The sequence below is a fragment of the Vibrio vulnificus CMCP6 genome, assembly GCF_000039765.1.
GTDB classification, from domain to species: Bacteria; Pseudomonadota; Gammaproteobacteria; order Enterobacterales; family Vibrionaceae; genus Vibrio; species Vibrio vulnificus_B.
In genome coordinates this window covers 742,716-767,183 of the sequence record NC_004460.2, presented here as the reverse complement: position 1 = coordinate 767,183, position 24,468 = coordinate 742,716, and the positions used below count along the sequence as shown (strand labels likewise).

Below are 24,468 nucleotides of genomic sequence, written 5' to 3'. Positions count from 1 at the left end.
CTATAATGCTGAAAACCGGAGCGTCTGCCAACGCTCCGGTTTTTTTGTGTCCGAAGAACAGTAACCTCGTCTGCCAACTTGGTTACTACGCACTCTGCGATGACACATACAAGTTATGAATCAAGGAATTACACAATGCGTATCGAACAAGAACTTAAGTTAGGTTTTAAAGATGTCCTGTTTCGCCCGAAACGTTCTACCCTGAAAAGCCGTTCTCAAGTAAATTTAACCCGCGAGTTTACATTCAAACATAGTGGTCGTCAATGGTCTGGCGTGCCTGTCATTGCTGCCAATATGGACTCTGTGGGCAGCTTCGAAATGGCGAAAGCACTTTCTCAGCACGGTGTAATGACCGCCATCCACAAACACTACACCGTTCAAGATTGGGCCGATTTCGTCAAAGACGCTGACAGCGAAACCTTGAACAAAGTAATGGTTTCAACCGGCACATCGGAAGCTGACTTCCAAAAAACCAAAGATGTCATGGCGCTTTCCGATGAGCTGATTTTCATCTGTATCGATATCGCCAACGGCTATTCAGAGCACCTAGTGCAATACGTTCAGCAAGTTCGCGCCGCGTTCCCAGACAAAGTGATCTCAGCCGGTAACGTCGTCACTGGCGATATGGTAGAAGAGCTGATCCTTGCTGGCGCAGACATCGTTAAAGTGGGTATCGGCCCAGGTTCAGTATGTACCACTCGCGTGAAAACGGGCGTTGGTTACCCTCAGCTTTCTGCCATTATTGAGTGTGCCGATGCCGCGCACGGTCTTGGTGGCCGTATTATCGGTGACGGTGGTTGTGCGTGTGCAGGTGATGTAGCGAAAGCCTTCGGCGGCGGTGCAGATTTCGTGATGTTAGGCGGCATGCTCGCTGGCCACGAAGAATCAGGCGGTGAAATCGTGCTAAAAGACGGCGAAAGTTACATGAAATTCTACGGCATGTCTTCAAAGAGCGCGATGGACAAGCATTCTGGTGGTGTTGCAGGCTATCGCGCTGCAGAAGGAAAAACCGTACTGTTGCCTTACCGTGGCAGTGTTCACGGCACCATTCAAGACATCCTTGGCGGCGTACGCTCAACCTGTACCTACGTAGGCGCAGCGGAGCTTCGCGAGCTAACAAAACGCACCACATTCATCCGCGTTCTTGAGCAAGAGAACAATGTGTTTGGTAAAGAGAAGTAAGACAACACTTCGGAAATAACGAATTATTAAGAGCCGCTTTTAGCGGCTCTTTTTTTGTCCTAAATTTGGCAAGTGGCGACAAAGTGGCGACAGCCGCAGAAAAAATTTTATGGCGATGACTATAAATTCGCGAGTGGGTTGCGAGTGATCGCCTCAGACAAGTGATCAGGTGCGAAGTGGGCATAACGCATTGTCATGCTTATATCGGCATGGCCAAGGATGTCTCTCAGGACAAGAATGTTGCCACCATTCATCATAAAGTGGCTGGCGAATGAATGGCGCAGAACGTGCGAAGCTTGACCTGATGGGAGGGTAATGCCAAGTTTATTCTTCAGAATGTAGCAGAAAGGCGTATAGCACTCTTCAAACAACTTGCCAGTAGTTGGCTTATGGATCTCGTTATATAGCTCTTCAGCGATGGGTACAGAGCGATTCTTCTTTGTTTTTGTGTTGGTATAAGTGACTTTGAATTTAGTGAGCTGAGAGCCGTTAAGTTGCGCTGCCTCATTCCAACGTGCTCCGGTGGCCAGGCAAAGTTTCACAATCTTGAGCATATCCTTACGATTGTGTTGTGCAACTAGCTCAAGCAACAGGGATATCTGTCCTTCGTGTAAGAAAGCCATGCTGCGTTCGTGATCTTTAAATGGTTTTACTTCTTCTACAGGATTGGCCAGTTTCCATTCACCCAGTTCCTTAAGTTTGCTGAATACCGCCTTAAATCTGGCGAGTTCAGAGTTGAGTGTCGCGATACTCGGTGCACCTTTTTGCCACCTGTGGTCGACAAAACTAATCTGACCATGCATACGCTGACTACGAAATTCCGAATACAACTTGGCATTGAGAAGGGGAGCGACTGGATTACCCATCGCATCTGACATCTTGAGTAGCTTGCTGTACACCACTGCACCATTAGCAAGTGTGACTCCGTAGCGTGTAAACCAAATCTCTATCAGTTGAGTAAGCCTACGGTGATCGGGTTTATCGCCTTCCCAGGGCTTGTCTTCGATCTCTCTAGTCACAAAGCGCTCAAAAGCGGCGGCTTCGCCTTTAGTCGCGAATCGCTTTCTAACTCTTTTGCCCTGGCGACCATTTAGGTAACACTCGCAGAACCAGGGTTTTTTAGACCCATCTTTTAAGTTGCGGATAGACATAGTTAGCTCGTTTTTCTGTATATAAATACAGTTTAAATGTGTTTGTATGTACTGCAATGTTTTATGTCGCGACTTTAAAACAATCCCTCCATCCCTCAAACCGTCTATCTAAAGTAGAGTCCTGTTTTAGCTGCCGTAGCTATAATGTATTATGGCGGGTTGGATACTGTTTAACGATAGAATTAACAATTAAGAAAGGCTCTTATTTGTCAGCTCAACAACGACCAATAATTTTCTTATTTTTCTCTGGTAGTGGATTTTTAGATTTAGGCTTCGAACGCTCAGGTTTTGATGTGCGTTTTATCAACGAATTCCATAGCCTTTTCTAGACGCATATAAGTACTCCAGAGAACAAATAGGCATTCCTGAGCCAAAATATGGTTACTACCATGGTTCAATAGATGATCTCGTAACTGGTGAAGAGGCCAAACATTTAACTGAACTGGTAACAAAAGCTAAGAAAGAAGCACTTACGGGTTTCATTGGTGGGTCACCATGCCCAGACTTGTCAGTTGCAGATAAAAACAAAGGATCTGACGGTGACAACGGCGTGCTAACAGGACCATCATCGATTAACCGAATCAAATGGTGGACTTCCAGGTATGGTCTACCTGAGGCTGTCAAAAAAGGCGCAGGCTTATTGCGACATTCAAATATACCGCTAGCTCGAAGTAGAATCCAGGCTTTCACTACAGGATCTGAATAGCCACCAAATCAGTAGACACTCTTTAACTTGATTTCATATTGCTTTTCATACTTTATCAACCACCAACACAACCCTACCAACAACCTTAACCTCATCCTCTTCAACTGTAAGAGTTGATCCATTAAAGCTAATCGCCAGTTTCTTACCTGGTAAACGCTGGATCTCGTTCAGCGATAGAAGGCCGTCCATATCGACTAGATAAGTTCCGCTTACAGCTTGATGTGTTTCTTTATCAATGATGTAAGTCTTTTCGCCATCGCGAATTGCCATAATGTTAGTGACTGAAGCGTCATCTAATATGGTTTTGTCGAAAATGAGAACTTCATGGGAAACTAGCTCGCCATTGAGAACTTTGTGCGAGTCGATTTCGAAAAGGAGGTTAGATTCAGTTCGCTCCGTTCGATTTGGGAAGGGTTCACCTTCACCAAGCGTCAACCAACGTACCGACACGCCTGTATACATATGAGCTCTAATCACTACTTCGAAAGGACATAGCTCGCGCTTATGCCATGTAGACATTGTTGAAGTAGGTATATTTAGGATGCTCGAAAGCTCACTTAAGTTCTTTGCATCCAGTGCCTTACACAATCTTTCTGTGACATGCTTTCCACCTTGATATTCAAAAGCGGATAGCTGAGCTTGTTTTTCTCGCATATACGATCAATAATCTCTCGCATACGAACTAGTTATGAGCTGCGGCTCGCTAGATCGTTTATTAACATTCAATCACTTACAAGGATACCACTATGCTTTCATATCAAGTAGTCCTAAATACCCCGTATATGACTTACGACCAGTATTCTCAGTTCTCTGGCATGCCCAAACGCACCATCATGGATTGGGTCTCAGACGGTCGCTTACCCATTAAAGAGAAAGCTAAAGCTAAAGAAACTCCTTTAATCAATATGGTCGAGTTACTTGAAATGGCAACAAGAGAAACGTTGCAACGAATGGGATAGGTCATCATGCGCTTATGTTCCTTAATTCCAACCAAGGGACATTGCCCATTGTGGCTCACATTCTTGGTTGGGTTTCGTTTTCATACCATTTTTCTTCAATCGAGTATTCGCTATGGACGACATTGACTTAAGGTGCGACTTTCTTGGTTCTAAACAAAAGGCATTTAACGAAGCGTGTTGTGCTTTTGCGAGAACGGAAAACATGGCTCAGCTAGCAGAACGTCTTGGAATGAATGCGACGATGCTTCGCAATAAACTCAACCCCGAGCAACCTCATGTTCTCAGCTGTACAGAGCTCATTACGATCTCAAAAATAAGTGGGAATCACTCCATTGTGAACGTGTTACTTATAGGACTGGGTGTAGTAACAGCTCATATTCCCCCTGACGAAACTGAAGCAACTTTGTTGCGACGGGCAGTGGATAACGCCATTTATTCCGGTGAGTTGTCTCGTATGGCGCTTGATTGTGTTGGTAAGCAAGAGTTGAGTCGAACGATGAAACATAAGATTGTTCAGACGGCACAGGCCAGTATCAGTAACCATGTTTTGATCATCAATAGCCTTGAAAAACTCAATCAAGATGTCTCTCCATGTATGGAGATTGAGTCTGTCGTCAGGGCAGGGTAAGCGTGTATTAATTTGGAGGAGCGATGTCCGTAGTTCATTACCATAAACCATGCCCAGATAAGTATTCTCGCTTGTTGACAGAGAACGACATACGCAGAGGACTTATAAATATCAGGCAAATTCGACATGAGCTCTATCGGCGTCAACTTTCCCCGTTATTACAAGAGCAGCAGAGCTTAATTCGCCAGTTACACCACACACTTCATTTGTTGGCGCAAGTGCGTCTGCGAATACGTTTACTTGGTGTCGAAAAGCGAATAGACAAGATCAGAGAACGTTGGCTTTAGGTTTTATACATTAGCCTGATTTGTGCCAATGGCTCCTCCTAACTTGGGAGGGGGCTAGACAAGGTAAACCCTGTGAACCATCAAGGATTTGAGGCCTTAAACCATAAGGCAACTCAAGAATGTACCCATTCTCTCAATTTAGTCTTAGAAAGTGACGCTGAAGAGGGCATTGCTATCAATGTTCGATCGAGAGATCTAATTAAACACAATTCAGCCAGCATGATGATATTCACCACGATGACGGTAGTGCTTGGCCTTGCACTCTCTGACGCACTCAGAAGCAAACTGTGTTGAATTTATTATGACGGTGATTCGTTCTGACCAGGCTCATATCACAGCCCAATTGCATTCGTTGAAAACACGCTTGATTGAGGAAGCGCCTTATTTTTCGAGGTGTAGTGATAATAAAACCGCTATGCTCGTTAGGCCACGTGATTACGCTGTAAAGTGGCCATACATGCAAGTTAATCGAAGAGATATGAAGGCTTGGATGGTGTTCGATATTGATCATGAACACCGTGTCTTGCCAAATCCCTACATCTGGCAAGATGAAGGGTTGCCACCGCCGAACTTGATTGTGCGCGATCGCACCAGCAACAAAGCCCATCTTTTTTATGCCATTGTGCCTGTTTGCACCAGTGATAACGCAAACGCCAAACCTATCGCTTATTACCAAGCCATTTATCGAGCGCTTGCATTAAGGCTAGAGGCTGATTTGAGCTACTGTGGTCCAGTGGCCAAAACGCCTTTTCATGCTGACTGGCTGACGACCGAACTCCACCGAAGTGTTTTTGAGCTTGGTGAGCTTGCAGATTTCCTTGAACTAGAGACAGATCGTTTGTGGCAACGAAAAGCACATGATACTTCCTACTCCCGAAACTGCACATTGTTTGAACACACCCGCCAGTACGCTTACAGCATTGTTGGCAAGGCACGAGAGCGGGGATGTTATATCGATTTTAAAGCACGGATCGAGGGGTTTGCACGCTACAAAAATGTTAGCGCTATGCCGGAAAGTCCACCGTTGCCAAGTAGTGAGGTTCAGGCACTAGTGAAAAGCGTATCTCGTTGGACTTGGGATAAGTATTTTGCCAGAGCAGACTGTCAGCGCGGCGTGATGAAACTGGATAGAGGCTTAAGTTTGCATGAAAGGCAGCGAAGAGCAGCCAAGAGAACGCACCGGATACGCCGAACGAATACAGCTCGTCGTATTGTCCATGCCTGTCAACGTCTACTACGGAGCAACCAACCACTTACGATTGGTAGCGTGGCTCGTATGGCTCACCTGTGTCGTCAGACAGTCAGTCGTTATGTTTATTTACTTGAACGAGTTAGGTCTGCACTTGCTATGAGCGAACGAAATGGGCCGATTTGTCATGTTAATGATGCTGTACATCAGATATCTGCTCCTGTTGAGCCGTACCTTGTGGGTTATGTGATGAAGCAAAAAAGCACCTTGTCTAAGCTGTCATTTCCTTGAACAAAAGCAGTTGCAACCAAAAGGTTGTGATGTTCTGCGCAACTACGTAGTTATAAAACGGTATCTAATGGTAAATTCAAACGTTGATTGGAGAGGTATATGTCATCTTTACAAGACAACCACCTAGTTGAAGTGATGAGTTTTATTATTGATTCTGTTGCCATGGAAACAAAAGCTACAGGTCGTGCTGAAATCGGTATTTATTTAATGAGCTTGGTGCTTGCGGAGTATCAGAGCGATGCGACTCAATAGCCCTGAAGCGACACTGTCTAAAGGGAACTCAGCATAGAGATAACTGACCTCGTTACGTAGCTTTAAGAAATTAGGCCCGTAATTGGTGAGCATAACTTTGCAATAGAAGCGGTGAGAGAAGGCTCTAGAAGTTGACTCAAAAGTGATCCAGCTTTGTTGGTGCTGATTCTATTGATGTTTAAGAGCCATATTTCTATCGCTCTTAAAATTTTAGCTTGAGAACCTACATAGGGTTTTCTGCTGGACTGGGAATAGAGCCAGATGTGCAAGTGACCCTTGAGAGGAACTTCCTATAACTTATTTGTGTATTATATATGTAATACATCTTTGTGTTTGTTATGAAAACTAACGCTATTAGTGCCGCAAATCCAAAAGGTGGGGTTGGGAAAACAACTTTAATCGACATGGCTGTTACTTCGGCTCTTAATGGCTGTACCTGTCGTGTGGTACAACAATGCAAGAAGGGAGGTGCATCCATCACATCAAAGCCGCTTGCTTGGCATGTATTAAATGTTCAATTAAATGGTATACTTTCGCAAATTAGCGTAACGCAAAATAGAGAATTACTGATGTCTGACACGCAATCATCATCGAGAAAACTAAGTATCTACATTATTACCACGATTTTAGTAATTTGGCTTTATAGTCTTTGGGCCGACAGGGTTACACCAATTACCAGCAGTGCACGGATCCATTCTTATCTTGTTCAGATCGCACCTGAGGTAACAGGCAATATCATTGACGTTTCAGTCAGTGACAATCAGATCGTGAATGCCGGCGACCTTTTGTTCCGAATCGATCCAAGAAACTACGACATTGCTCTTAGAGCGGCTCAAGCAGAGTTGGAGTTAGTCGGTCAAAGTATTGGCGCAAATACTGCGGCCGTAGAGGTTGCACAGGCTAGAGTTGTAGAAGCTCTGGCTGCGAGAAATAATGCTCGTGAGCAAGCAGCCAGAACGGAAACACTGGCTAAGCGGGGGGTCTTAAGTAAGGCAGATCTGGACAATGCACTAGAATCAAAAACTCGCGCGCAAGCTGGGCTGGAGGCCGCGGAAGCTGCATTAGTGCAAGCAAAACAAAACTTGGGGCCTGCTGGTAATAACAACCCGCAAATTCTCGCGGCGATGGCCAAACTTGAAAAAGCTCAGCTTGACCTTCAAAAAACCAATGTTACTGCGCCTTCAAAGGGAGTTGTGACTAATGTCCAACTCACGAACGGACAACGCGCTAATGCTGGCACGCCATTATTAACATTCATTGACCCTCGTGGCGTATGGATCTCGGCCCAGTTACGAGAAAACTCTCTTGAACATATTCGAGAAGGACAACGTGTCGATATTGTATTGGATGCGCTGCCAGGTCGTGTCTCTCCGGAAAAATTGACAGCATTGGCTGGGGGACAGGAGGCAGTAATAATGTAGATGCCACTACAGGTTTTTTAGTCGCAGATAACAAGGCAATCAGTGCCCAGCGTTACCCTGTTAATATTGTCTTTGATGACGTAGAGAGACTTTCAAACGTCCGATTTGGTTCTCAAGCTACCGTTGCAGTCTATACTGAGAAAAGCAAATTTGGTGAGTGGCTAGCAAGCATTTGGATGCATGTACTGAGTGTTTGGACTTATGTTTCGTAGCGCCGCGAATCCGGTGCTTCGTTTGGTTTTAGCACCATCAATACTGCTCTTTTATCTCTCAGCACATGGAGCGATTTTGCCCATACTTGCCCCAATTTTTGTGGTGATTTTTTTAACGATCATGCCATCAAAACCTCCCGTAGATATGCTGATTAAGCTTCTTGCGGTTATGGTATTTGTCAGCCTTGGTGTTGTATTGTTAGGGGAACAGCTCATCGATTCTCCAACGGGCTACGGGCTTTATTGCTGGGCGCTTTTATTCTGGAGTTTTTACCGAAGTCACGAAAATCCCAAAGACATTTTGGCCACATTTGTCTTATTGGTTGTGATTATGATGAGTGTCATCAATCTGCAATTCGGTATATCAAGTTTTGGCTTGCCAGCACTGATGCTTGAAGCGAGTGTCATCGCGTTGATCGTCACTTACTTTAGCTTTTTGCTGTTCCCAGGCGATGAAAAAGAAATAAAGACTGATGAAGAGGACCCCAAAGGAGCAAACTCCCACCTGGGGCTTATCTTTTTCAAAAGTATTGCAATGGCCTTAGTGATGGTTGCGCTTATCGCTTCAGGAAGCTCCCAATCCATATTAATTGGTATTACCATCAGTAGTATGATTAGGGTGCCATTTTCTGATGATCACCGCTTATTTAGTCGGAATCGTATCACGACCACCGCTATCGGTATACTCTTCACGCTCCCAATGGTTCTGCTTTCGATTGTTGGCTGGCCTACATGGGCACTGTTCGGCGCTACGTTGTTTTTAGGCTTGCAATTGGCTTGCTTCGCTATGCGCCAGCGATGCCGTATGAGTATCTATCAACTCCTGTTTACCAACTTTTTTGTTCTTGTCAGTCAGGTTTTAAATTATCAGGGAGATGACCCATTCTCCTCTCACTTGACGCGATTAATATCAATCGCAACAGCCATTTTGATTGGTTACTTGATACTTAACCTTACTCAGACTACTTCTCACTATGTGGTTGATAAAGTAGATTAATCGTCATTACTTGGGTTCAACTTTGACTAACTCGTTCTTAAGGAGTTTTTTTTGAAATGGATGCGTGTTCTAGTTGTTGCTAGCTGTTTTGGATTGCTTGCGTGTTCAGCTTCCAACCCATTAGTGACTGAAAAAAAGCTTAGCTACCACTCTGGCTATCAGGAAGGTAGCACTCTGGCCAAATATTATGAGCAGCTTCGCCCTGAAACGGTGAAAGACAATTTAACCGGCTTTCACTCTCTCAATAATGGCGATGACGCCCTACTCGCCCGAATCGCCTTGATTACAAGTGCTCAGCACTCGTTGGATTTGCAGTACTACCTGTTTGGAGATGATGAAACAAGCAAAATCATCACATGGCGGCTCTATGAAGCAGCGCAACGCGGCGTCAAAGTGAGACTTTTGCTTGACGATATGCAGCGTCGGGACGACCAGGTCATGGCGCTGTTGAATGACCATCCGAACATCGAAATACGTCTGTTCAATCCATACACCAACAGGTTTTTCCGGGGTTTATCTTTCCTCACCGATTTTTCTCGACTCAATCATCGTATGCACAATAAATCGATGACTGCCGATGGTGTGGCAGCTATTGTGGGTGGTCGGAACATCGGCAACGAATATTTTTCATTTTCCACCCAAGTTGAATTTGGCGATTTTGACGTGCTGCTTTTTGGTCCTGCGGTTGTTGAAACAGCAACTCAGTTTGATTTGTACTGGAACAGCGACCAAACACAATCTGTCAGTGCGCTTGTTTCGCTCTCTGATTACGAGACGCAATATGCCTTGGAAGACCTTGTTGATGTGAACGCATTAGAAGCGCCTTTTAGAGACGGTGAATATGACATCAGCCAACTAGAGCTATTTGAGCACCTAAAGCACGGTACGCTCAAGCTTTACTGGGGTGAAGCAGTACTCTGGTATGACTTACCAGACAAGGTAGAAACCCGTGATAGTCAGGTAGCGGAACAACTCGCCGAAAGACTAAACAATGTAACTGACTCCATCTTGATCATTTCTCCTTATTTTGTGCCCACTGAAGCAGGTACCCTAGGACTGAAAAGGTTGGCGGAGAGCGGAGTGAAAGTTACGATTGTCACTAACAGCTTGGCTTCAAATGATGTTTTCGCGGTTCATGGCTGGTATGCCAAATATCGAGAAGAATTGCTGGAAAGTGGCATTACCCTTTGGGAAATTAAAGCCAGTGCAGAAATCAAACGCCAATGGAGTTTGATCGGGAGTCAGCGAGCAAGCCTCCATGCCAAAGTCATCGTCATCGATGATGCTGATTTTATTGTTGGATCGATGAACTGGGATCCTCGCTCAGCCTATATCAATACTGAAATGGCAGTTCATATTACACATCCTGAATATGTTAAAAAGGCCACTGTTCAATTAAACAGTGCGTTGCCTAAAGACGCATATTACGTTGAGATTCGAGAGGGAAATTTACATTGGACAGATTTAGGGAATGGTAAAGTTTATGACAGCGAGCCAGAATCTAGTATCTGGAGAAGCATTGGAGCTTGGCTCTCTGGTGTTTTACCTATTGAAGGTATGCTTTAAATATAATCATTTCTTAAATATGGGTTGGTCCGTATTTTTACTCGTGCTGATAGAACGTTCGGTTCCAGCAAGAATTTTTCGTAGCTAGCCCTCTTCAGGCTGAAGTCATCAACGCCATTATTCCCACGGACTGCAAGTTTTTCATCAAGGGCCAATGGTTACTTGTCTAGCCCAATCATGATGGCGAACTTTCAGCTAATAAAAATCAGCCTTAGTTGAGATGCTTTTGACCGATCATCAACCAAGGCATCATGATTTTCTCATTGCCTTAAATGTCCTCTGCTCCTTCTGACTGATGCTTTGATATCTCAGGGCAATTTGTTTTTCTTCCATCAAAACACCCATGTCCTTATGGCGTGTTTTGATGCTTAAGGGTATTCATGCAGCTAATAGATGTCTGTCAGAAATCATTATCCGCGTGAATTAATATCTTTTGCTCATCCTACTTATCGAATACCGATCCAGATAGGTCGAACTCGTTAACCGCACCTTCACCGCGAATAAAGATTCTGTGGTTGAAGCGCACGTAGTTGAGTTCGCCAGATGGGTCTTTCAGCAATTCACCAAGTGCTCCCTTATTCGGACCTTCGGTGATGATAAAATAACCCTCGGCCGTGTTTTCTACATTGGCAGGGGCAGGATCCGCTCCTTTAGTCAATGCTGAAAACTGGACAAACACATATTTGTCGCCATCTTTACGGATCTCAATGTTTTGGGAATTACCCTTAAACACACCGACGAAGGGGTCGAGCACAGACGGAGTCGCACCAACGGAGACCGGAGAGTTGGATTCGATTTTCGTAAAGGCTTTGACCATTGCGTTAGCCACTTTTTTGTAAGCTTCAGCTCCGCGATCGCTGTGAACCAAAACCACTACGGCAAAGTCGTGATCCGGGATCAACTGCAGAAAAGAACGCGTACCGGGCCAATTCCCCCCATGGCTAGGGCTTGTGGTCCCATCGTAGTCGTGGACGAACCATGTCAGTCCGGTAAAGTCTCCGGTCGAAGCCTCGACCGCAGGTGCGTGGGCATAATCCAGCGCTTTTTTAGACAACAACTGCTTACCGGAGGCATCCTTACCGTCTAGCTGAAAGCGGGCGTATTTAAGCATGTCGGCCACCGTAGAGCGGAGTGCGCCGGAGGCTGCGGACTCTCTAATCAACGGAATGTAGTACGGCTTGAGTTCACTTATGCTGCCTTTCCCGTAGATCGGCGGATGGCCCCATGCGTAATCTTTAGCAGGAGGGGTAGCATCGTAGTTAAAGGATGACGAATTCATGCCGAGCGGAGTTAACAGATTCTCTTCGATCAGTGTCTCGATCGGCTTTCCACCGACATGAGACACTACATGTGTAGCGAAAGTGATACTGGTGTTGTTGTACATCCAGGTTTGATCGAACGGATAGATCTGCTGTGCGTAAGCCCCTTGAAGCATTACTTTCTCAGATATCGAACCACCTGGAGGAACACGAAGGAACCCATGGTCGCCATACCAGCCAGCACGATGATGGAATAGGTCAACAACCCGCGCTTTAGATGTCGCCTCGGGATCTGAAACCCTCCACCACGGCAGAATATCGACGACACGTGCGTTTAAATCCAGAATGCCCTGTTCGGATTGCTGCATGGCTAGGGTCGCAAGGAAGGTTTTGGTCACAGAGCCAATTTGAAATTGTGTATCAGGGGTAACGGCCTCGTTGGTGCCTACCTTGGTGATACCGAGTCCGGCACTGTAGGTGTTAGGTCCATGAATAACACCGACAGCAAGTCCCGGTATGTGCATTTCTTTGATCATTTTATTGACATCGGCAACGACGGCATTGAAGGTTGCTTGGCCTTCTTCCTGTGTCATTTTATTATTTTGATGTGCCAATGCCGGCTGCATTGTCAATAAAGACGAAACTATTACGGTAGGTAATAATTTCATTTTCTTCTTAATGGCTTGATCCATATTTATACCTTTTTAAGCACTAACAGTTGAATTTAATTCGTTACTTTAAATAATAAAAATCGTATAACGTTCGGGTAATTTCTGCAATAGCTAGATCACGATCAGCTTCCGATGTTGTGCTGCTCTTAGAATATACGACTATCGCAAAACGTCGACCATCGGGTAGCGTTACAAATCCCACGTCATTGGCGACACCGCCAATTGTCCCTGTCTTGTGGGCAACGAGGGTTCCTTTTGGTAGTAGACCTTTTAGCCTTCCAGCACCAGTGCGTGTACGTGACATGACATCAAGTAAAAATTCGCTGCTTTTCTCACTTAACACTTTACCGCTGTCAATTGCCAGAAGTAATTCCAACATGGCATTAGGCGAGCTTTGATCTCGTAGATCTTCTTGTTCGAACTTAAGGTTTCTAAGTGGTTGTTTTGACGCGAGCGATGGGTCTTGGGCAAGAGCCTTTGCAAGTACAGATGAATAGGCCTTGTCGGGTAAACCATAGAAGTCCCTTAAAATTTCACTGGTATACCGATCAACTCGTAAATCAGTAATACCAATATTTCGCATCACTTTAGTTACTGCTTCAGGCCCTCCTGCAAGTTTTAGACAAATATCTGTCGCTGTGTTGTCACTTAACGTTATCATTGGTTCGATTAAATTGGCGATAGATAACTTTATACCTGGGTGCACGAAGTTCACCGCGATAGCACCGTCACCTGTCACCATGGTTTCTTGTGGGACATCAATTAAATCGGAAAGCTTAAGCTCGCCTTTATCAATCCGCTCCAGTAAGGCGACAGCAATAGCAACCTTGTAGGTACTGGCCATCACAAACATTTCATCGCCGTTTACTGTTATTCTCTCCCCAGAGCCAATTTCTTGAGCAGCCACACCGATGCGGCCAACTAGCCTCTGTGAAATTGTCTCAAGTTTCTGCGAAACATCTTTAAAATTATGCACATTAGCAACTGCTGGCTGAATTGGAACTAATGACGAGATAAGTAAAGTAAAACAAAGCGCTATACTTCGATTCATAAACCTCTCCATGGTTAGTTTTTTCATTTATCATCTTAGTTATTACGATTTCTTGATTCAACTTCGATTTAGCTCTAATAGCTCTTTATCACACCATTTTTCATTGGTTACATTTGGTTACATTTAACTGCATTTATTGAGCCAATAAACTTATTGTTAGATCACAAGAGCGTCCAATTTCTTGCGCATAACATTCCTATCTAATCCCCCTTTAGGGCCGATGAAAACAAGTCGAGTCGCTCTTTTTTCACCCTCTTGCCATGGATCGCCAATCGTCACCTGTGCACGTTGTCCTGTGCATTGGAAAATACAACGGTGATCGGGTTTATCATCAAGGTTTAAGATGCCTTTCATGCGATATGCATCGATAGAAAACTGCTGCAACAGAGGGTACAAGGCTTGCAGTGAAAGGGGATGCTCTGTTTCAAAACTGAATGTTTCAAACTGATGGCTAACGTGATCACAATGGTCATCATGACAGTGATGGTGCTCGCCACCATGTTCTCTGTTATGGGATGAAACCTGAAGCCTCTCTGGTACTTCAAATAAAATAGGTAAATCGACTTTACCAAACTCAATTTCAACCAGCTTTGCAAATGGCGCTTGTACCTGACACCATTGTTTAACTTTTGCTAGCTCTTCTGGCTCTACTAGGTCGACTTTATTGACCAAAACAATATCAGCGACTTGAATTTGCTGTTCAGCTAATTCTGCCATCTGTTTTTCGAGCGTTAGTACATTTTTAGCGTCAATGGTGGTGATAATCGCATTGAGGGGCGCATGCTGTTGTAGTTCTGGATCTTCAAAATTCAGCGCCACTTCTTTTGGTTCTGAAATTCCAGAGGTTTCTACCACAATGTGATCTGGACGTTGTTCGAGTGCTAATAAACGCATCACAGAAACCACTAAACCTTCAGCGAGATTACAACAAACACAACCATTTTCTAGGCTGATCATATTGTCGCTTTCAGACTTTACCAGTTCAGCATCAACATTTATCGAACCAAAGTCATTGACGATAACGGCCATGCGCATTCCATTGGCATTGGTCAGAATATGATTGAGCAGGGTGGTTTTACCTGCCCCTAAAAATCCGGCTAAGATAGTGACTGGAATTGGCTTTTTACTCATCGACATTTCTCTATATCATTTCATGAAAAAGCTCGACTTGCGCCGAGCTTAATTATATTGAGAGTTAATTATGCAATAACAGGGTTGCGAATGGGTTCACCCGGATTTACGCCTAACTGTAATTCACCATTTGCAATGATGGGCGTACCGTTAACAATGACATGATGCATACCTTCAGACAGTGCATTAGGGGCTTCGAAAGTCGCAAGCACTTTGATATCTTCAAGTTTGAATATCACTAAATCTGCATCTTTACCTACTTGAACACGGCCTTTATTTTTCATTTGTGGGACGCTGTTTTCTATAATGCGACAAGCGTTTAAGCTACAACGCTCCATTGCCTCAATAAGCGTAACCGCTTTGTATTCGTTAACATATTTACTAATGAAACGGGTAAAACAAGCCAGTGATCTTGGGTGAGCGATGGCATCACTAGGGAGTGGCCAAATATCACCTTCGATGACCTGTCCTTTTGAGTCCATCCAAGGCATAGCATCTGAAGCAATAGCTGCACCGGGAAACAGAACTGAACGATCCATTTTTTGACGATCGGATGGATTATCATCAGGTTTTAAGAAATGCATTACTACCACTTTGCCTGGGTCATTTGCTTGAAGCTCTGTGATCTTTTCTTGTGTTAATGGTTTCCCATTGGCTTCCATGTAACTTGCACTTGGTACTCCCCAGCGCGCTAACCAATCATCACCACGGAAAACTTCTGCGCCAATCAGTGACGAACCGGCACCGTAAGGGTAAGCTTCGGCAGTTACATTCAAACCTCTATCAATCGCTGATTGCACTAAGTCCGCACAATCATCAATATCTTGCACAGAGGTACTATTCAGGTGACAAATGTGCATGTGTGCACCAGTCGTTGCAGATAAACTGATCAGTTCTTGATAAGCTTCAAAGCTGGATTTTGGTTCTGCACTGTTTAAGTAACGAACGTGCGTATAAGTTGGCATATTATAGCGTTTGGCGAGCTTCGCTAGCTCGTAGTACTCTTTATGGCCATAACCCGGAGCATAACCTGCGTTAATGCCAATGCCTAAACCTCCTTCTTTCAGACCCTGCTCGATATCATTGAGGATCTGTTTTAGCTCATCTGGTGTTGCTAATGTATTTTGCCAATTGTTGTATGAAAATGCTTTTTGGAACCAAACAATCGTACCATCAGCTGCTGGCATTGTTGGTTCTTTTGCCATAACTCGCGCGTAGGTCCAAGCAACCGAAGCGCCGTAGTTAAGAGGTCGACCTTCTTTTGCGGTATCATCGTAGAATTTAGAGATGGGTAATAAACCCGATTCCATTTCCAGTTGGGTGGTAACACCATCAAATGCTTGAGCGCGAGCCGCAGGAAGCTGTTGACCATGTGCATGTAAATCAACGAAGCCCGGAGCAACGACTAAACCTTCAGCATTAATTACTTTGGCACCTTTCAAGGTATTTGTTGAAATAGCAGCAATACGCTTACCTTTGATCCCCACGTTACGAATCGCATCTAAGCCCGTTTCAGGATCAACCACACGACCATTTTCGATAACAATATCAAAAGGGCCTTTTTCATTAGGCATTAGGGAAATATTCTGTACAGCCAGTTTGTCAGAAGCCGCATGTAGAACCGAAGCAAATGGAAGTGTTGCTGCGCCAAAGGCTAATTTAGTCAACGTAGAACGTTTTGTATGGTCTATCTCATGAGATTCAGACTTTTCAGTCAATATGTCATCCTTCATTTTTATTCCCTTATCTCATTAGCTAAAGTTGATTGAAATTATAGTGTATCTCGTGGTGTAAATGAGTTCTGTTAACTTAATCAAGACATTATTGACGAACGCTAAGTGTATCAGGCTAACCATTTTCCCCAAACGCAGTACCCTCTCTGGTGGGATGAGCCAAACGGGGCGTTTAAATCGTGTTTCATCGTGACAATACCTTGTGTCATATGCGCCATCACCAGATAATGGATCTTGGTGCAAATTGAGTATGTTGAAGAACATTTTCAAGCTGTGGCTGTCTAGTGTCGGAGTACAAAAGTCACTTGTTGTCTTTTTGAGATCCTGTTTGGGTCATTGTGTGCTGTTATAGCTGGTACGAAAGGGCTGTTTGACATTCGAGGCTACATCCTTGGCTACCACCATAGGCTTCAAGGGAATGATCTGTTTTAAAAAGGAGGGGGCCCCGTTGATGATGCATCGCTCGTATTATATCGGCGATTGAACCAGCTCAATTTCACGTACGTTTCGTTGATTGGATATCATCAATGCTATGTTGTTAATAGTGATATGTTGGAAGCTGTGTTGAGCGCTTGTTTTAACGCGTTGGCGAAAAACCCAGCACTCGTGAGATTGCCCTGATTATGGCTAAGTTAACAGCAGTACTCCGTCAAATATTAAACGTTGCGTTTTTATCTAAAGGGTACACAGGCGCTGTTAACTGAGTATGTTCGAAAATAGTCACATCGCGACTGGTGGCCCCTGGAACATCAACGATCAGTAACTTGTCGGTGAAGTTCTTATAGAAAGCTCTATAGTGCATGCCGCTTTTCACACCAATAACGTCATATTCTTGAATCGCGATACCATGTGGGCGTCCCTGTGTATCATCATACGTCTGGCATAGGCCTGATATAACAATGACATCCACCGTATTCTCCGCTTCAATGACCAACCTAACGGTAGGGCCAAGCTTAAATGGGGCGTTGCAAGCGGTCCCGCCGCGAACGATCTCATCGCCATCCGAAATGGACTTGACATAAGCTTTGGTTTTAATTGGTTCACCTGCCAATTTCTCAAACTTACCACCGAGGCTCACATTGGCATTTTGTGGTAGGCAACGGTAGGGTGCGATTCTCCTGCTAAGATTGCAGCACCACCACGGCCAGCGGTACTCATATCCATATGAGGATATTCTTTACAGGCGTTGAAGAAGTTCATGTTGTCCTTCATTTTTTCGGTGATCTTACCATGGAGGTCACCGGACCAAACGATCCCAACGTGAACGCTGATATCCCAGACTTTGAGGATTCAGTGCGATTAAAGCAGTCAATACAGCGGCAATTTGAAGAAATGGGAGCGTCGCGGCTCTACCTCGAGTTGAGCTTTCCAAGCCATCGATGCCGCATTTCGTGTACCAGTTAATCCAGCGTCCTATAGAAGAGCGAGCTGAAACCAGAATCTTCGAGACTGTGGTAACAGAATGTCCATGAGAAAGAAATAATATGGCATTCAAGCGTCGGTAATGGTCTTTATCCTTAGTCTTATGCATCTTTTAAGTGATACGACGTCGCTCAGCGCGGTCAGGTAAATTTAGAATCATGGGAACTCGGTAACGGTTGCGGGTTTGTATGTTTGGCTACTGATCAGATCGCTCAAACGGTACCGAGTTCCCTTCTTTTTACACACCAGTGATCTACATTTAGGAACAGCTATTTAGCGCCTTTATATTTCGATTTCGAATTTTCAACGATCTCTCAGACTTGCTTGCTTTCTGACTCTACCCATTGCATAAAAACTTGATATCCTGTAGCTAAAAATGCCGCACCAACGAACATACCCAGTATTCCTCCAGACATGACCCCACCTACAGCGCCAATGAGTATTATAGGCATTGGTACATCCAACCCTCTTCCAAGAATAATCGGTTTTAGGAAATTATCGATAAAGCTTGCAGCAATAATTAATACTGTGAAGATAGCATTGTGTGCTGTTCCACTATCTCCTGACCACAAGACTGCAACAGCGACCAGAGCCACTACGGTCACAGGGAGCTGAACGATAGCAAAAACTAAGGCGATTAATGTAAACAGAGAAGCCGCTGGAACGCCTGCTAACGCTACGATAGCACCAAATATCATTGCTGTTAAAAATGCGATTCCAATAATGCCAACAGCGACCTGCCTTAGAGTTGCTGTTGTTAATTTATGCAGTGAGGGTCCTTTGATCGGATCTGTAAAACTTATAAAAATCTTACGTATTGATGCTGATGCGGGTTCAGCCCAAGCTAACATTATCCCAGCAATGATCACAGCACCTATCAAGACAAATACGCTCTTAGCTGCGCCCGCCGCACTATCGAATACCCAACCGAAAATGCTTTTTATTTGAGGCTGATGCTTGTCTATGAAAACAGGCAGATTGACAGCGGCTTCATCCCAGGCTGCATATACTTTTTCCCCGACTAATGGCCATTCTTTTACGCTGTCAGTTGGCTTCGACACGGCTAGTGTGCCATTTCGATAAGAATCGAGAGCTTCTAACGTTTTAGACGCAAATGAGTTACCAACCATTGCGGTAGGCGTTCCAAGTACAAGCACGCCAATCACAGCGACTAAAGTAGCCGATCGGCTAGATCTTAAGCCCAGTTTACGTTCAATAGCCAACTTAAGAGGGTAAAGTGCAATAGCCAATACCAGAGCCCAAAGTAAAATAGGTAAAAAGGGTAAAAACGCCCACCAACAGACAATAACAATAAGCGTAATTGCTGCGAATCGTATCAATGAAGTACTAAATGCTTTCACTAATACCTTTTCTAAGTTCTCATTTGAATTATTCAAGTCTTTCCTCCTTTTCTATTCCTAGAACTAATTAAACGGTTTGTCTGCGTATGGACTTCGGCTAACACGTGATCTGAACCAGTAGTTAGACTGGACGCTTCATTAAACGAAATTGTGATTTTCAGCGTTAACTTGGCGTGGATGCCCAACAACTGTGCCTTCTTGTCCAATTGTAATCAACCTATATCACCTCAGCTTTTATCCGGTTTCCAATTTTTTATTGGTTCAACATATTCTCACTGGCTTCACGATTGTCATACTCCTGACTGAAACGCAATGGCGTTGATACTCTGTCGCCTACCTGCACATAAGGACATTTCACATGAAAATACTAGTATCGCGGAGCTTTTTTAAAGTTATTGTAGTGGTACGGTGAATTTGGCCACCTGATTAGAGGTGTTAAGATACACCTCATAAAATGACAGGTGAAACTATGACCAAGTGTATCAGACGTACTTTCAGTGCGGAGTTCAAACTCGAAGCAGCGCAACTTGTTCTCGACCAAAACTATACAGTTGTTGAAGCTGCAAAAGCCATGGGTGTGGGTAAATCGACAATGGATAGTGGGTAAGGCACCTCAAGTAAGAAATAAGAGGAATGACTCCTCAAGCCTCTCCAATGACACCAGAGCAAATTGAGATACGGGATCTGAAGAAGAAACTTACACGCCTTGAAGAACACAATAAAATATTAAAAAGGCTACTGCTCTCTTGATGTCGGATTCACTGAACAACTCTCGATGTATCACGGCCAACTCAGGTCCCATCAATATAATGGTGGTCTAACCCCTAATGAGTCTGAACGACGGTATTGGGCAAACTCTAAAACCGTGGCCAATTTTAGTTGACCACTACATAAATGGCTCTGCCCCGAAATGTTTTAGTTTTAGTCGAACCATCCCCCAACATGCCGAGCCGCATTTTTCCCTTAGAATATCTCATCTGAAATGCCCTCTAGTTTGTATAAACCAACTTGAACGGAGGGCTAAATGTACATCTCTGAAGTCTGGAAAATCGTTTTCTCATACTTCTCGAGTATTACACAAACTGTTTCAAAAACTCTTCAAGTGCTTTACCAGGATCATCAATTTCTGAATTAATCATATTGATTCCCCATTGTTCAAGCACTGCTTCCTGAACAGGATTTGGACGTGGAGAGAAGACGTAGGACTTAGGCTGAGCTCCTCCACAGTAGTTACCTTTCCATAGCTTCGATAGTTTATAGAATAAAAGTCTTATGTTGATATCAGATAAACTGTAACCAATGAAAAGAACCGTTTTTCCGAGCACATCAGCCCTAAGTTTGAGGTCTAAAGGTGATTCGAACTCTAGTCGTTCGAAGTAACTCGATTCATCAAGAACTATTGATTCATCGTCATCAAAGTCTCCATGAAACTTAATGACTTGTGTCTGGTCTTTTTTCACCTCAATCATGTCCGATACAGACGCTATTTTTATAAACTCTTTACCGTAATGTTTTAGCGACGCCTCTATCCATCTGTCGTAGTTTGTCGTATAGATAAGAGGGAAATTTGCTTTGGCAATATATTCATGAATCTTGGATGCTTCCAGTGCCACATTTGCAGAGTTCCATTCGGTGTCCATCCAGCTACGCAGGGGACCGATTCTGCCTTTTTGGATTCGATAATATTCGACTAGCGCAAGATCATCTCCAAATGTTTTATAAATATCAGGATCATAGCCTAACTCTTCGGAAATATGGTTGATAAGTTCAGACCATGAAGGAAGACCAAGGTTCATTGATACACCAGCCCCAACGAATAAAATGACATTCCCTCTCTTGTAAGCTGCTAGTAGCTCTCCATTTATCACTAATGTTTCCCTTTCTGCAATAACTCTTTGAACTGGTCAAAAACTAACTTTCCCATATAAATATCATTTTTTTGTCAACCGTTTATAAAAATGTTGAGTTTTCTACTTCTGGGGTGAAAATGCAACCCCATTGAAAGTTACGCTCTAGCTTAGTTTCGGAGCGGCTTTTTTGCGTAATTCGGACAGAAAACCAAACCGCCCGAAATTAAACAATTCTTATATACCTAAACAACTTGAAGTTGCAGGTAGGCGGCAAATGAGTGAACCCCATGAGCATAGGTACGCTATGTGATTGGGCCGGGCTGGCGTGCCAGTGAACGAATGCAGCCAACACCGCTGCAGCTTCAAGTAGGAAGGGTATACAACATACTGAGTTTCAGGCATACCAAGCCCTGTAAGCTTGTTCAGCGCTTTAATCATGGCGTAAGTTTCACCAACCGGAGCATTGTAGTTTCTCAAGCTTAACTTCCCACCTAGCAACTGCTTCACTCGATACATGGCTGTTTCTGAGAGTTAATGCTTGTGATAACCATACCGCTTTCTCCACTTCTTGTAGGAGCCATAGAGCTTTTGGCAACCCACCGCCAAATTGCGAGGGTGTCCTTACTCCCAGAAGGCTGCCCCTTCTCTTGGTGAGATAAGCGGAACAGTTCGCTTAATCCATATGGCATCTTGGCAATTCCTTGTGTCGTAAGCACCATCTTCAGACTACATGCTTCCCATTAGTTCCATGGCTCTTAACCTTCCATTCACCTTCGCCATAAACCTTGAGACTAGTGGCATCAATGGTCAGATGCTGTATCGTACCTCTGGTTTTAGTTTTAAATGAAATCTCAACCTGCTTGGCTCGACGGCTTATACATGTGTCATGCGGACAAACAAGCGGTATGTTAGCCAGCTGAATACTGAGTCTAGAATACCTTGCAGCGGTCTCAATGGCATAGAGAAAACGCGTTTTACCATCAGTGCAGTATTAATTTCTAGGTCGCTGAATCGACGAGGCCTGCCGCGCTTGTTCTGTTTGCTTTTTGAGCTAACCATTTGATGTTGGCAGCTTCGTTGAGAATCTTTTCTGCCATCATCAGTAAGTCCTCTCCGGGGGGGGGCATGCCCAGTAGGCGCTTACCTTTACCTACATAGAGCGGTAAGCCTAATTCTTCTTCTAATTCTTTGATGTTACGACTAACACCAGAGTGAGAGGTATAAAGTGCATTTGCGACTCACTAGGCAAATTGAGAGACGGTTTTTGGGGTGAGCCACAGATGTCTCTTAGCTTGGATTTCGTCTAGTACGGGATCATGATTGGACAACTCCACTTCCACCAATTGCTGGTTATCTAAGCTGTAGGCTTCCAATCGAACCATGTTCCCTAGCGCTAATTTTCGCGCTACTGCCACGGGGATGGCATCTGGCCGATGTTGTGTATTCACAGCAAAATCGTGAGGCCGGCAGTAGATTCTCTTGGCTTGCTTTCCATGGGTTGAAACAACGTCGCTCGGAGTAAAAGAAAGGCCGTTGGAATCTTCGAGATACAGTCGATTGGATGAACCGACAAATTGGTAAACAAACTCGGTACGTGGTGTTCGGTAGATTTCTTCAGGCGTGCCAATTTGCTCGATTTGTCCCTTGTTCATCACGACGATGTGATCAGCAACTTCCAGCGCTTCCTCTTGATCGTGAGTCACAAATAAGCTTGTTATGTGCAGTTCATCATGCAGTTTTCGTAGCCATCGGCGCAGCTCCTTGCGTACTTTGGCATCCAGTGCCCCAAAGGGTTCATCCAGTAGCAACACTTGTGGCTCTATGGCTAACGCTCTTGCTAAGGCTACCCGTTGACGTTGACCTCCAGACAGTTGCGCTGGATAACGATCAGCCAACCAATCCAACTGCACCAGTTGCAGCAGTCGGTTTACTTTCTGTTTAATTGTGGCTTCATTAGGACGACGGGCTTTAGGTTTAGCACGTAGGCCAAAGGCCACATTTTCAAAAATAGTCATGTGGCGGAACAGCGCGTAGTGTTGAAACACAAACCCGACTTGACGTTCACGGATGTCTAACCCAGACACATCACGATTTTGGATCGCAACGGTCCCGGAATCAGGGCGCTCTAAACCCGCGATCACCCGCAAAAGGCTCGTTTTACCACAACCGGAAGGGCCAAGCAGTGCCACGAGTCCCCCGCTGGGAAACTCAATACTGACATTGTTTAATGCGGTGAATTGTCCAAAATGTTTGCACAGCCCTGAAACTTGGATGCTCATAATGATGCCTATTGAATTCGGTTATTTTTCTTGGTGCAAATTGCGTTGCAAAATTTCTTTAATGATCAGGGTGACGATTGCCAATAACGCCAATAGAGAAGCGCAGGCAAATGCCGCCGTATATTGATATTCGTTGTAGACCACTTCAACATGGAGCGGTAGTGTGTTGGTGAGCCCGCGGATATGCCCAGATATGACAGACACCGCGCCGAAGTCGCCCATTGCTCGGGCGTTACACAAAATGACGCCATAGAGTAATGCCCACTTAATGTTGGGTAATGTGATGCGGTAGAAAATATGCCAGCCGGACGCGCCTAATACTCTGGCAGCTTCCTCTTCATCGGTTCCTTGTGACTGCATTAGCGGGATCAGTTCACGGGCAATAAATGGAAATGTGACAAAAACCGTTGCCAACACGATACCAGGAACCGAGAACGCAATTTGAATGTCATACTGCGTCAGTGTTTCACCAAACCAGCCTTCACTGCCAAACAGCAGAATGAAAATAAGACCAGCAATGACAGGGCTGACGGAAAACGGGAGATCAATTAACGTCATCAATAAGCGTTTACCGATGAACTCAAACTTTGTTACTGACCAAGCGGCTGCCAGACCGAAAATCAGGTTTAAAGGCACAGCTATAGCGGCAACGAGTAGGGTCAGTTTGATCGCGCTCAGGGCATCGGGTTCAGTAATCGAGGCTAGATACACATGCCATCCAGAACGAAATGCTTCATAGAGCACCATCAAAAGAGGAAGAATGAGAGTAAAAACCACAAAGACTAATGCAATTGCGGTTAAGGTTTTTCTCACCCAAGCACGTTCAGTCGTTGCAGACGGATGTACTGTCATAGTTGGCCGAGGTGAGAT

At 44.5% G+C, this 24,468-nt stretch carries 20 protein-coding genes and 6 pseudogenes; 10 read left to right on the top strand and 16 right to left on the bottom strand.

The annotated features are described in order from the left end of the window. Nucleotides 1–135: 135 nt before the first annotated feature. Nucleotides 136–1,182 (top strand): GMP reductase, encoded by a 1,047-nt coding sequence (locus VV1_RS18435; RefSeq protein WP_011081644.1) that lies wholly within the window; start codon nt 136–138, stop codon nt 1,180–1,182. 119 nt (nt 1,183–1,301) lie between these two features. Here VV1_RS18435 and VV1_RS18430 read toward each other — a convergent pair whose 3' ends face one another. Further along, on the bottom strand, nt 1,302–2,333 hold the full coding sequence (locus tag VV1_RS18430; RefSeq protein ID WP_011081643.1) for a phage integrase: 1,032 nt from the start codon (nt 2,331–2,333) through the stop codon (nt 1,302–1,304). Nucleotides 2,334–2,539: 206 nt separating this feature from the next. Here VV1_RS18430 and VV1_RS25330 point away from each other — a divergent pair. Beyond that, nucleotides 2,540–2,892, top strand: a pseudogene (locus VV1_RS25330) (DNA cytosine methyltransferase); the annotation flags it as partial. A 192-nt stretch (nt 2,893–3,084) separates the two neighbouring features. On the opposite strand, the gene VV1_RS18425 reads toward VV1_RS25330, so the two are convergent. Beyond that, the gene (locus VV1_RS18425; RefSeq protein WP_011081642.1) at nt 3,085–3,693 is read right to left on the bottom strand and encodes a phage repressor protein CI; all 609 of its coding nucleotides are present in this window, start codon (nt 3,691–3,693) and stop codon (nt 3,085–3,087) included. A 92-nt stretch (nt 3,694–3,785) separates the two neighbouring features. Between VV1_RS18425 and VV1_RS18420 the strand changes: the two genes are divergently transcribed. The 7 genes and pseudogenes from VV1_RS18420 (at nt 3,786) to VV1_RS18390 (ending at nt 10,841) form a co-directional block, all read left to right on the top strand. Continuing rightward, nucleotides 3,786–3,998 (top strand): hypothetical protein, encoded by a 213-nt coding sequence (locus VV1_RS18420; RefSeq protein ID WP_043921157.1) that lies wholly within the window; start codon nt 3,786–3,788, stop codon nt 3,996–3,998. Between the two features lie 112 nt (nt 3,999–4,110). Further along, nucleotides 4,111–4,626, top strand: coding sequence for a phage regulatory CII family protein (locus VV1_RS18415; protein ID WP_011081640.1), 516 nt, complete (start codon nt 4,111–4,113; stop codon nt 4,624–4,626). Nucleotides 4,627–5,214: 588 nt separating this feature from the next. Beyond that, nucleotides 5,215–6,393: a replication initiation protein gene (locus VV1_RS18405; RefSeq protein ID WP_011081638.1), complete on the top strand. Its 1,179-nt coding sequence runs from the start codon at nt 5,215–5,217 to the stop codon at nt 6,391–6,393. A gap of 99 nt (nt 6,394–6,492) precedes the next feature. Next, on the top strand, nt 6,493–6,645 hold the full coding sequence (locus VV1_RS24865) for a hypothetical protein (protein ID WP_155393478.1): 153 nt from the start codon (nt 6,493–6,495) through the stop codon (nt 6,643–6,645). 569 nt (nt 6,646–7,214) lie between these two features. Then, a pseudogene (locus VV1_RS18400) lies at nt 7,215–8,278 on the top strand (HlyD family secretion protein). Further along, complete coding sequence (locus VV1_RS18395; RefSeq protein WP_011081636.1) at nt 8,268–9,275, top strand: DUF2955 domain-containing protein; 1,008 nt, start codon at nt 8,268–8,270, stop codon at nt 9,273–9,275. Before VV1_RS18400 ends, VV1_RS18395 begins: the two are co-directional and overlap by 11 nt. Before the next feature lie 60 nt (nt 9,276–9,335). After that, nucleotides 9,336–10,841 carry a phospholipase D family protein gene (locus VV1_RS18390; RefSeq protein WP_011081635.1) on the top strand — a complete coding sequence of 502 codons (1,506 nt, stop codon included), beginning with the start codon at nt 9,336–9,338 and terminating at the stop codon, nt 10,839–10,841. 442 nt (nt 10,842–11,283) lie between these two features. Here the strand turns inward: VV1_RS18390 and VV1_RS18385 are convergent, their stop codons facing one another. The 9 genes and pseudogenes from VV1_RS18385 to VV1_RS18360 all read right to left on the bottom strand — a co-directional run bounded on the left by VV1_RS18385 (nt 11,284) and on the right by VV1_RS18360 (nt 19,505). Beyond that, complete coding sequence (locus VV1_RS18385; RefSeq protein WP_011081634.1) at nt 11,284–12,792, bottom strand: serine hydrolase domain-containing protein; 1,509 nt, start codon at nt 12,790–12,792, stop codon at nt 11,284–11,286. 40 nt (nt 12,793–12,832) lie between these two features. Next, the gene (gene bla, locus VV1_RS18380; protein WP_223370901.1) at nt 12,833–13,849 is read right to left on the bottom strand and encodes a class A beta-lactamase; all 1,017 of its coding nucleotides are present in this window, start codon (nt 13,847–13,849) and stop codon (nt 12,833–12,835) included. A gap of 129 nt (nt 13,850–13,978) precedes the next feature. After that, on the bottom strand, nt 13,979–14,953 hold the full coding sequence (locus VV1_RS18375) for a CobW family GTP-binding protein (protein ID WP_043921155.1): 975 nt from the start codon (nt 14,951–14,953) through the stop codon (nt 13,979–13,981). A 68-nt stretch (nt 14,954–15,021) separates the two neighbouring features. Continuing rightward, complete coding sequence (locus VV1_RS18370; protein WP_011081631.1) at nt 15,022–16,686, bottom strand: amidohydrolase family protein; 1,665 nt, start codon at nt 16,684–16,686, stop codon at nt 15,022–15,024. A 118-nt stretch (nt 16,687–16,804) separates the two neighbouring features. Continuing rightward, nucleotides 16,805–16,914: pseudogene (locus VV1_RS24770) on the bottom strand (IS5/IS1182 family transposase); the annotation flags it as partial. A gap of 421 nt (nt 16,915–17,335) precedes the next feature. Next, nucleotides 17,336–17,764, bottom strand: coding sequence for an MlrC C-terminal domain-containing protein (locus tag VV1_RS18365; protein ID WP_011081630.1), 429 nt, complete (start codon nt 17,762–17,764; stop codon nt 17,336–17,338). Continuing rightward, on the bottom strand, nt 17,761–17,898 hold the full coding sequence (locus VV1_RS25325; RefSeq protein WP_231894857.1) for a hypothetical protein: 138 nt from the start codon (nt 17,896–17,898) through the stop codon (nt 17,761–17,763). Before VV1_RS25325 ends, VV1_RS18365 begins: the two co-directional genes overlap by 4 nt. 43 nt (nt 17,899–17,941) lie before the next feature. After that, a pseudogene (locus VV1_RS25320) lies at nt 17,942–18,217 on the bottom strand (IS630 family transposase); the annotation flags it as partial. A gap of 205 nt (nt 18,218–18,422) precedes the next feature. Further along, entirely contained in the window at nt 18,423–19,505 is a 1,083-nt protein-coding gene (locus VV1_RS18360; RefSeq protein WP_011081628.1) for an AI-2E family transporter, read from the bottom strand. A 433-nt stretch (nt 19,506–19,938) separates the two neighbouring features. Here VV1_RS18360 and VV1_RS24765 point away from each other — a divergent pair. Continuing rightward, nucleotides 19,939–20,271 (top strand): annotated as a pseudogene (locus tag VV1_RS24765) (transposase); the annotation flags it as partial. Nucleotides 20,272–20,542: 271 nt separating this feature from the next. Here VV1_RS24765 and VV1_RS18350 read toward each other — a convergent pair. From VV1_RS18350 to cysW, 5 genes and pseudogenes are all read right to left on the bottom strand, one after another. Continuing rightward, on the bottom strand, nt 20,543–21,337 hold the full coding sequence (locus VV1_RS18350; protein ID WP_011081626.1) for an SIR2 family NAD-dependent protein deacylase: 795 nt from the start codon (nt 21,335–21,337) through the stop codon (nt 20,543–20,545). A 216-nt stretch (nt 21,338–21,553) separates the two neighbouring features. Further along, nucleotides 21,554–22,366 (bottom strand): annotated as a pseudogene (locus tag VV1_RS24060) (transposase); the annotation flags it as partial. Further along, a complete protein-coding gene (locus tag VV1_RS25560; RefSeq protein ID WP_131070551.1) occupies nt 22,318–22,512 on the bottom strand; it encodes a hypothetical protein in 195 nt (64 codons plus the stop codon). The gene VV1_RS25560 and the pseudogene VV1_RS24060, both read right to left, overlap by 49 nt. Nucleotides 22,513–22,560: 48 nt before the next feature. Beyond that, nucleotides 22,561–23,598, bottom strand: a complete 1,038-nt coding sequence (locus VV1_RS18340) for a sulfate/molybdate ABC transporter ATP-binding protein (protein ID WP_011081624.1) — start codon at nt 23,596–23,598, stop codon at nt 22,561–22,563. Nucleotides 23,599–23,619: 21 nt separating this feature from the next. Then, on the bottom strand, nt 23,620–24,450 hold the full coding sequence (gene cysW, locus VV1_RS18335) for a sulfate ABC transporter permease subunit CysW (RefSeq protein ID WP_197672412.1): 831 nt from the start codon (nt 24,448–24,450) through the stop codon (nt 23,620–23,622). Nucleotides 24,451–24,468 lie beyond the last annotated feature (18 nt).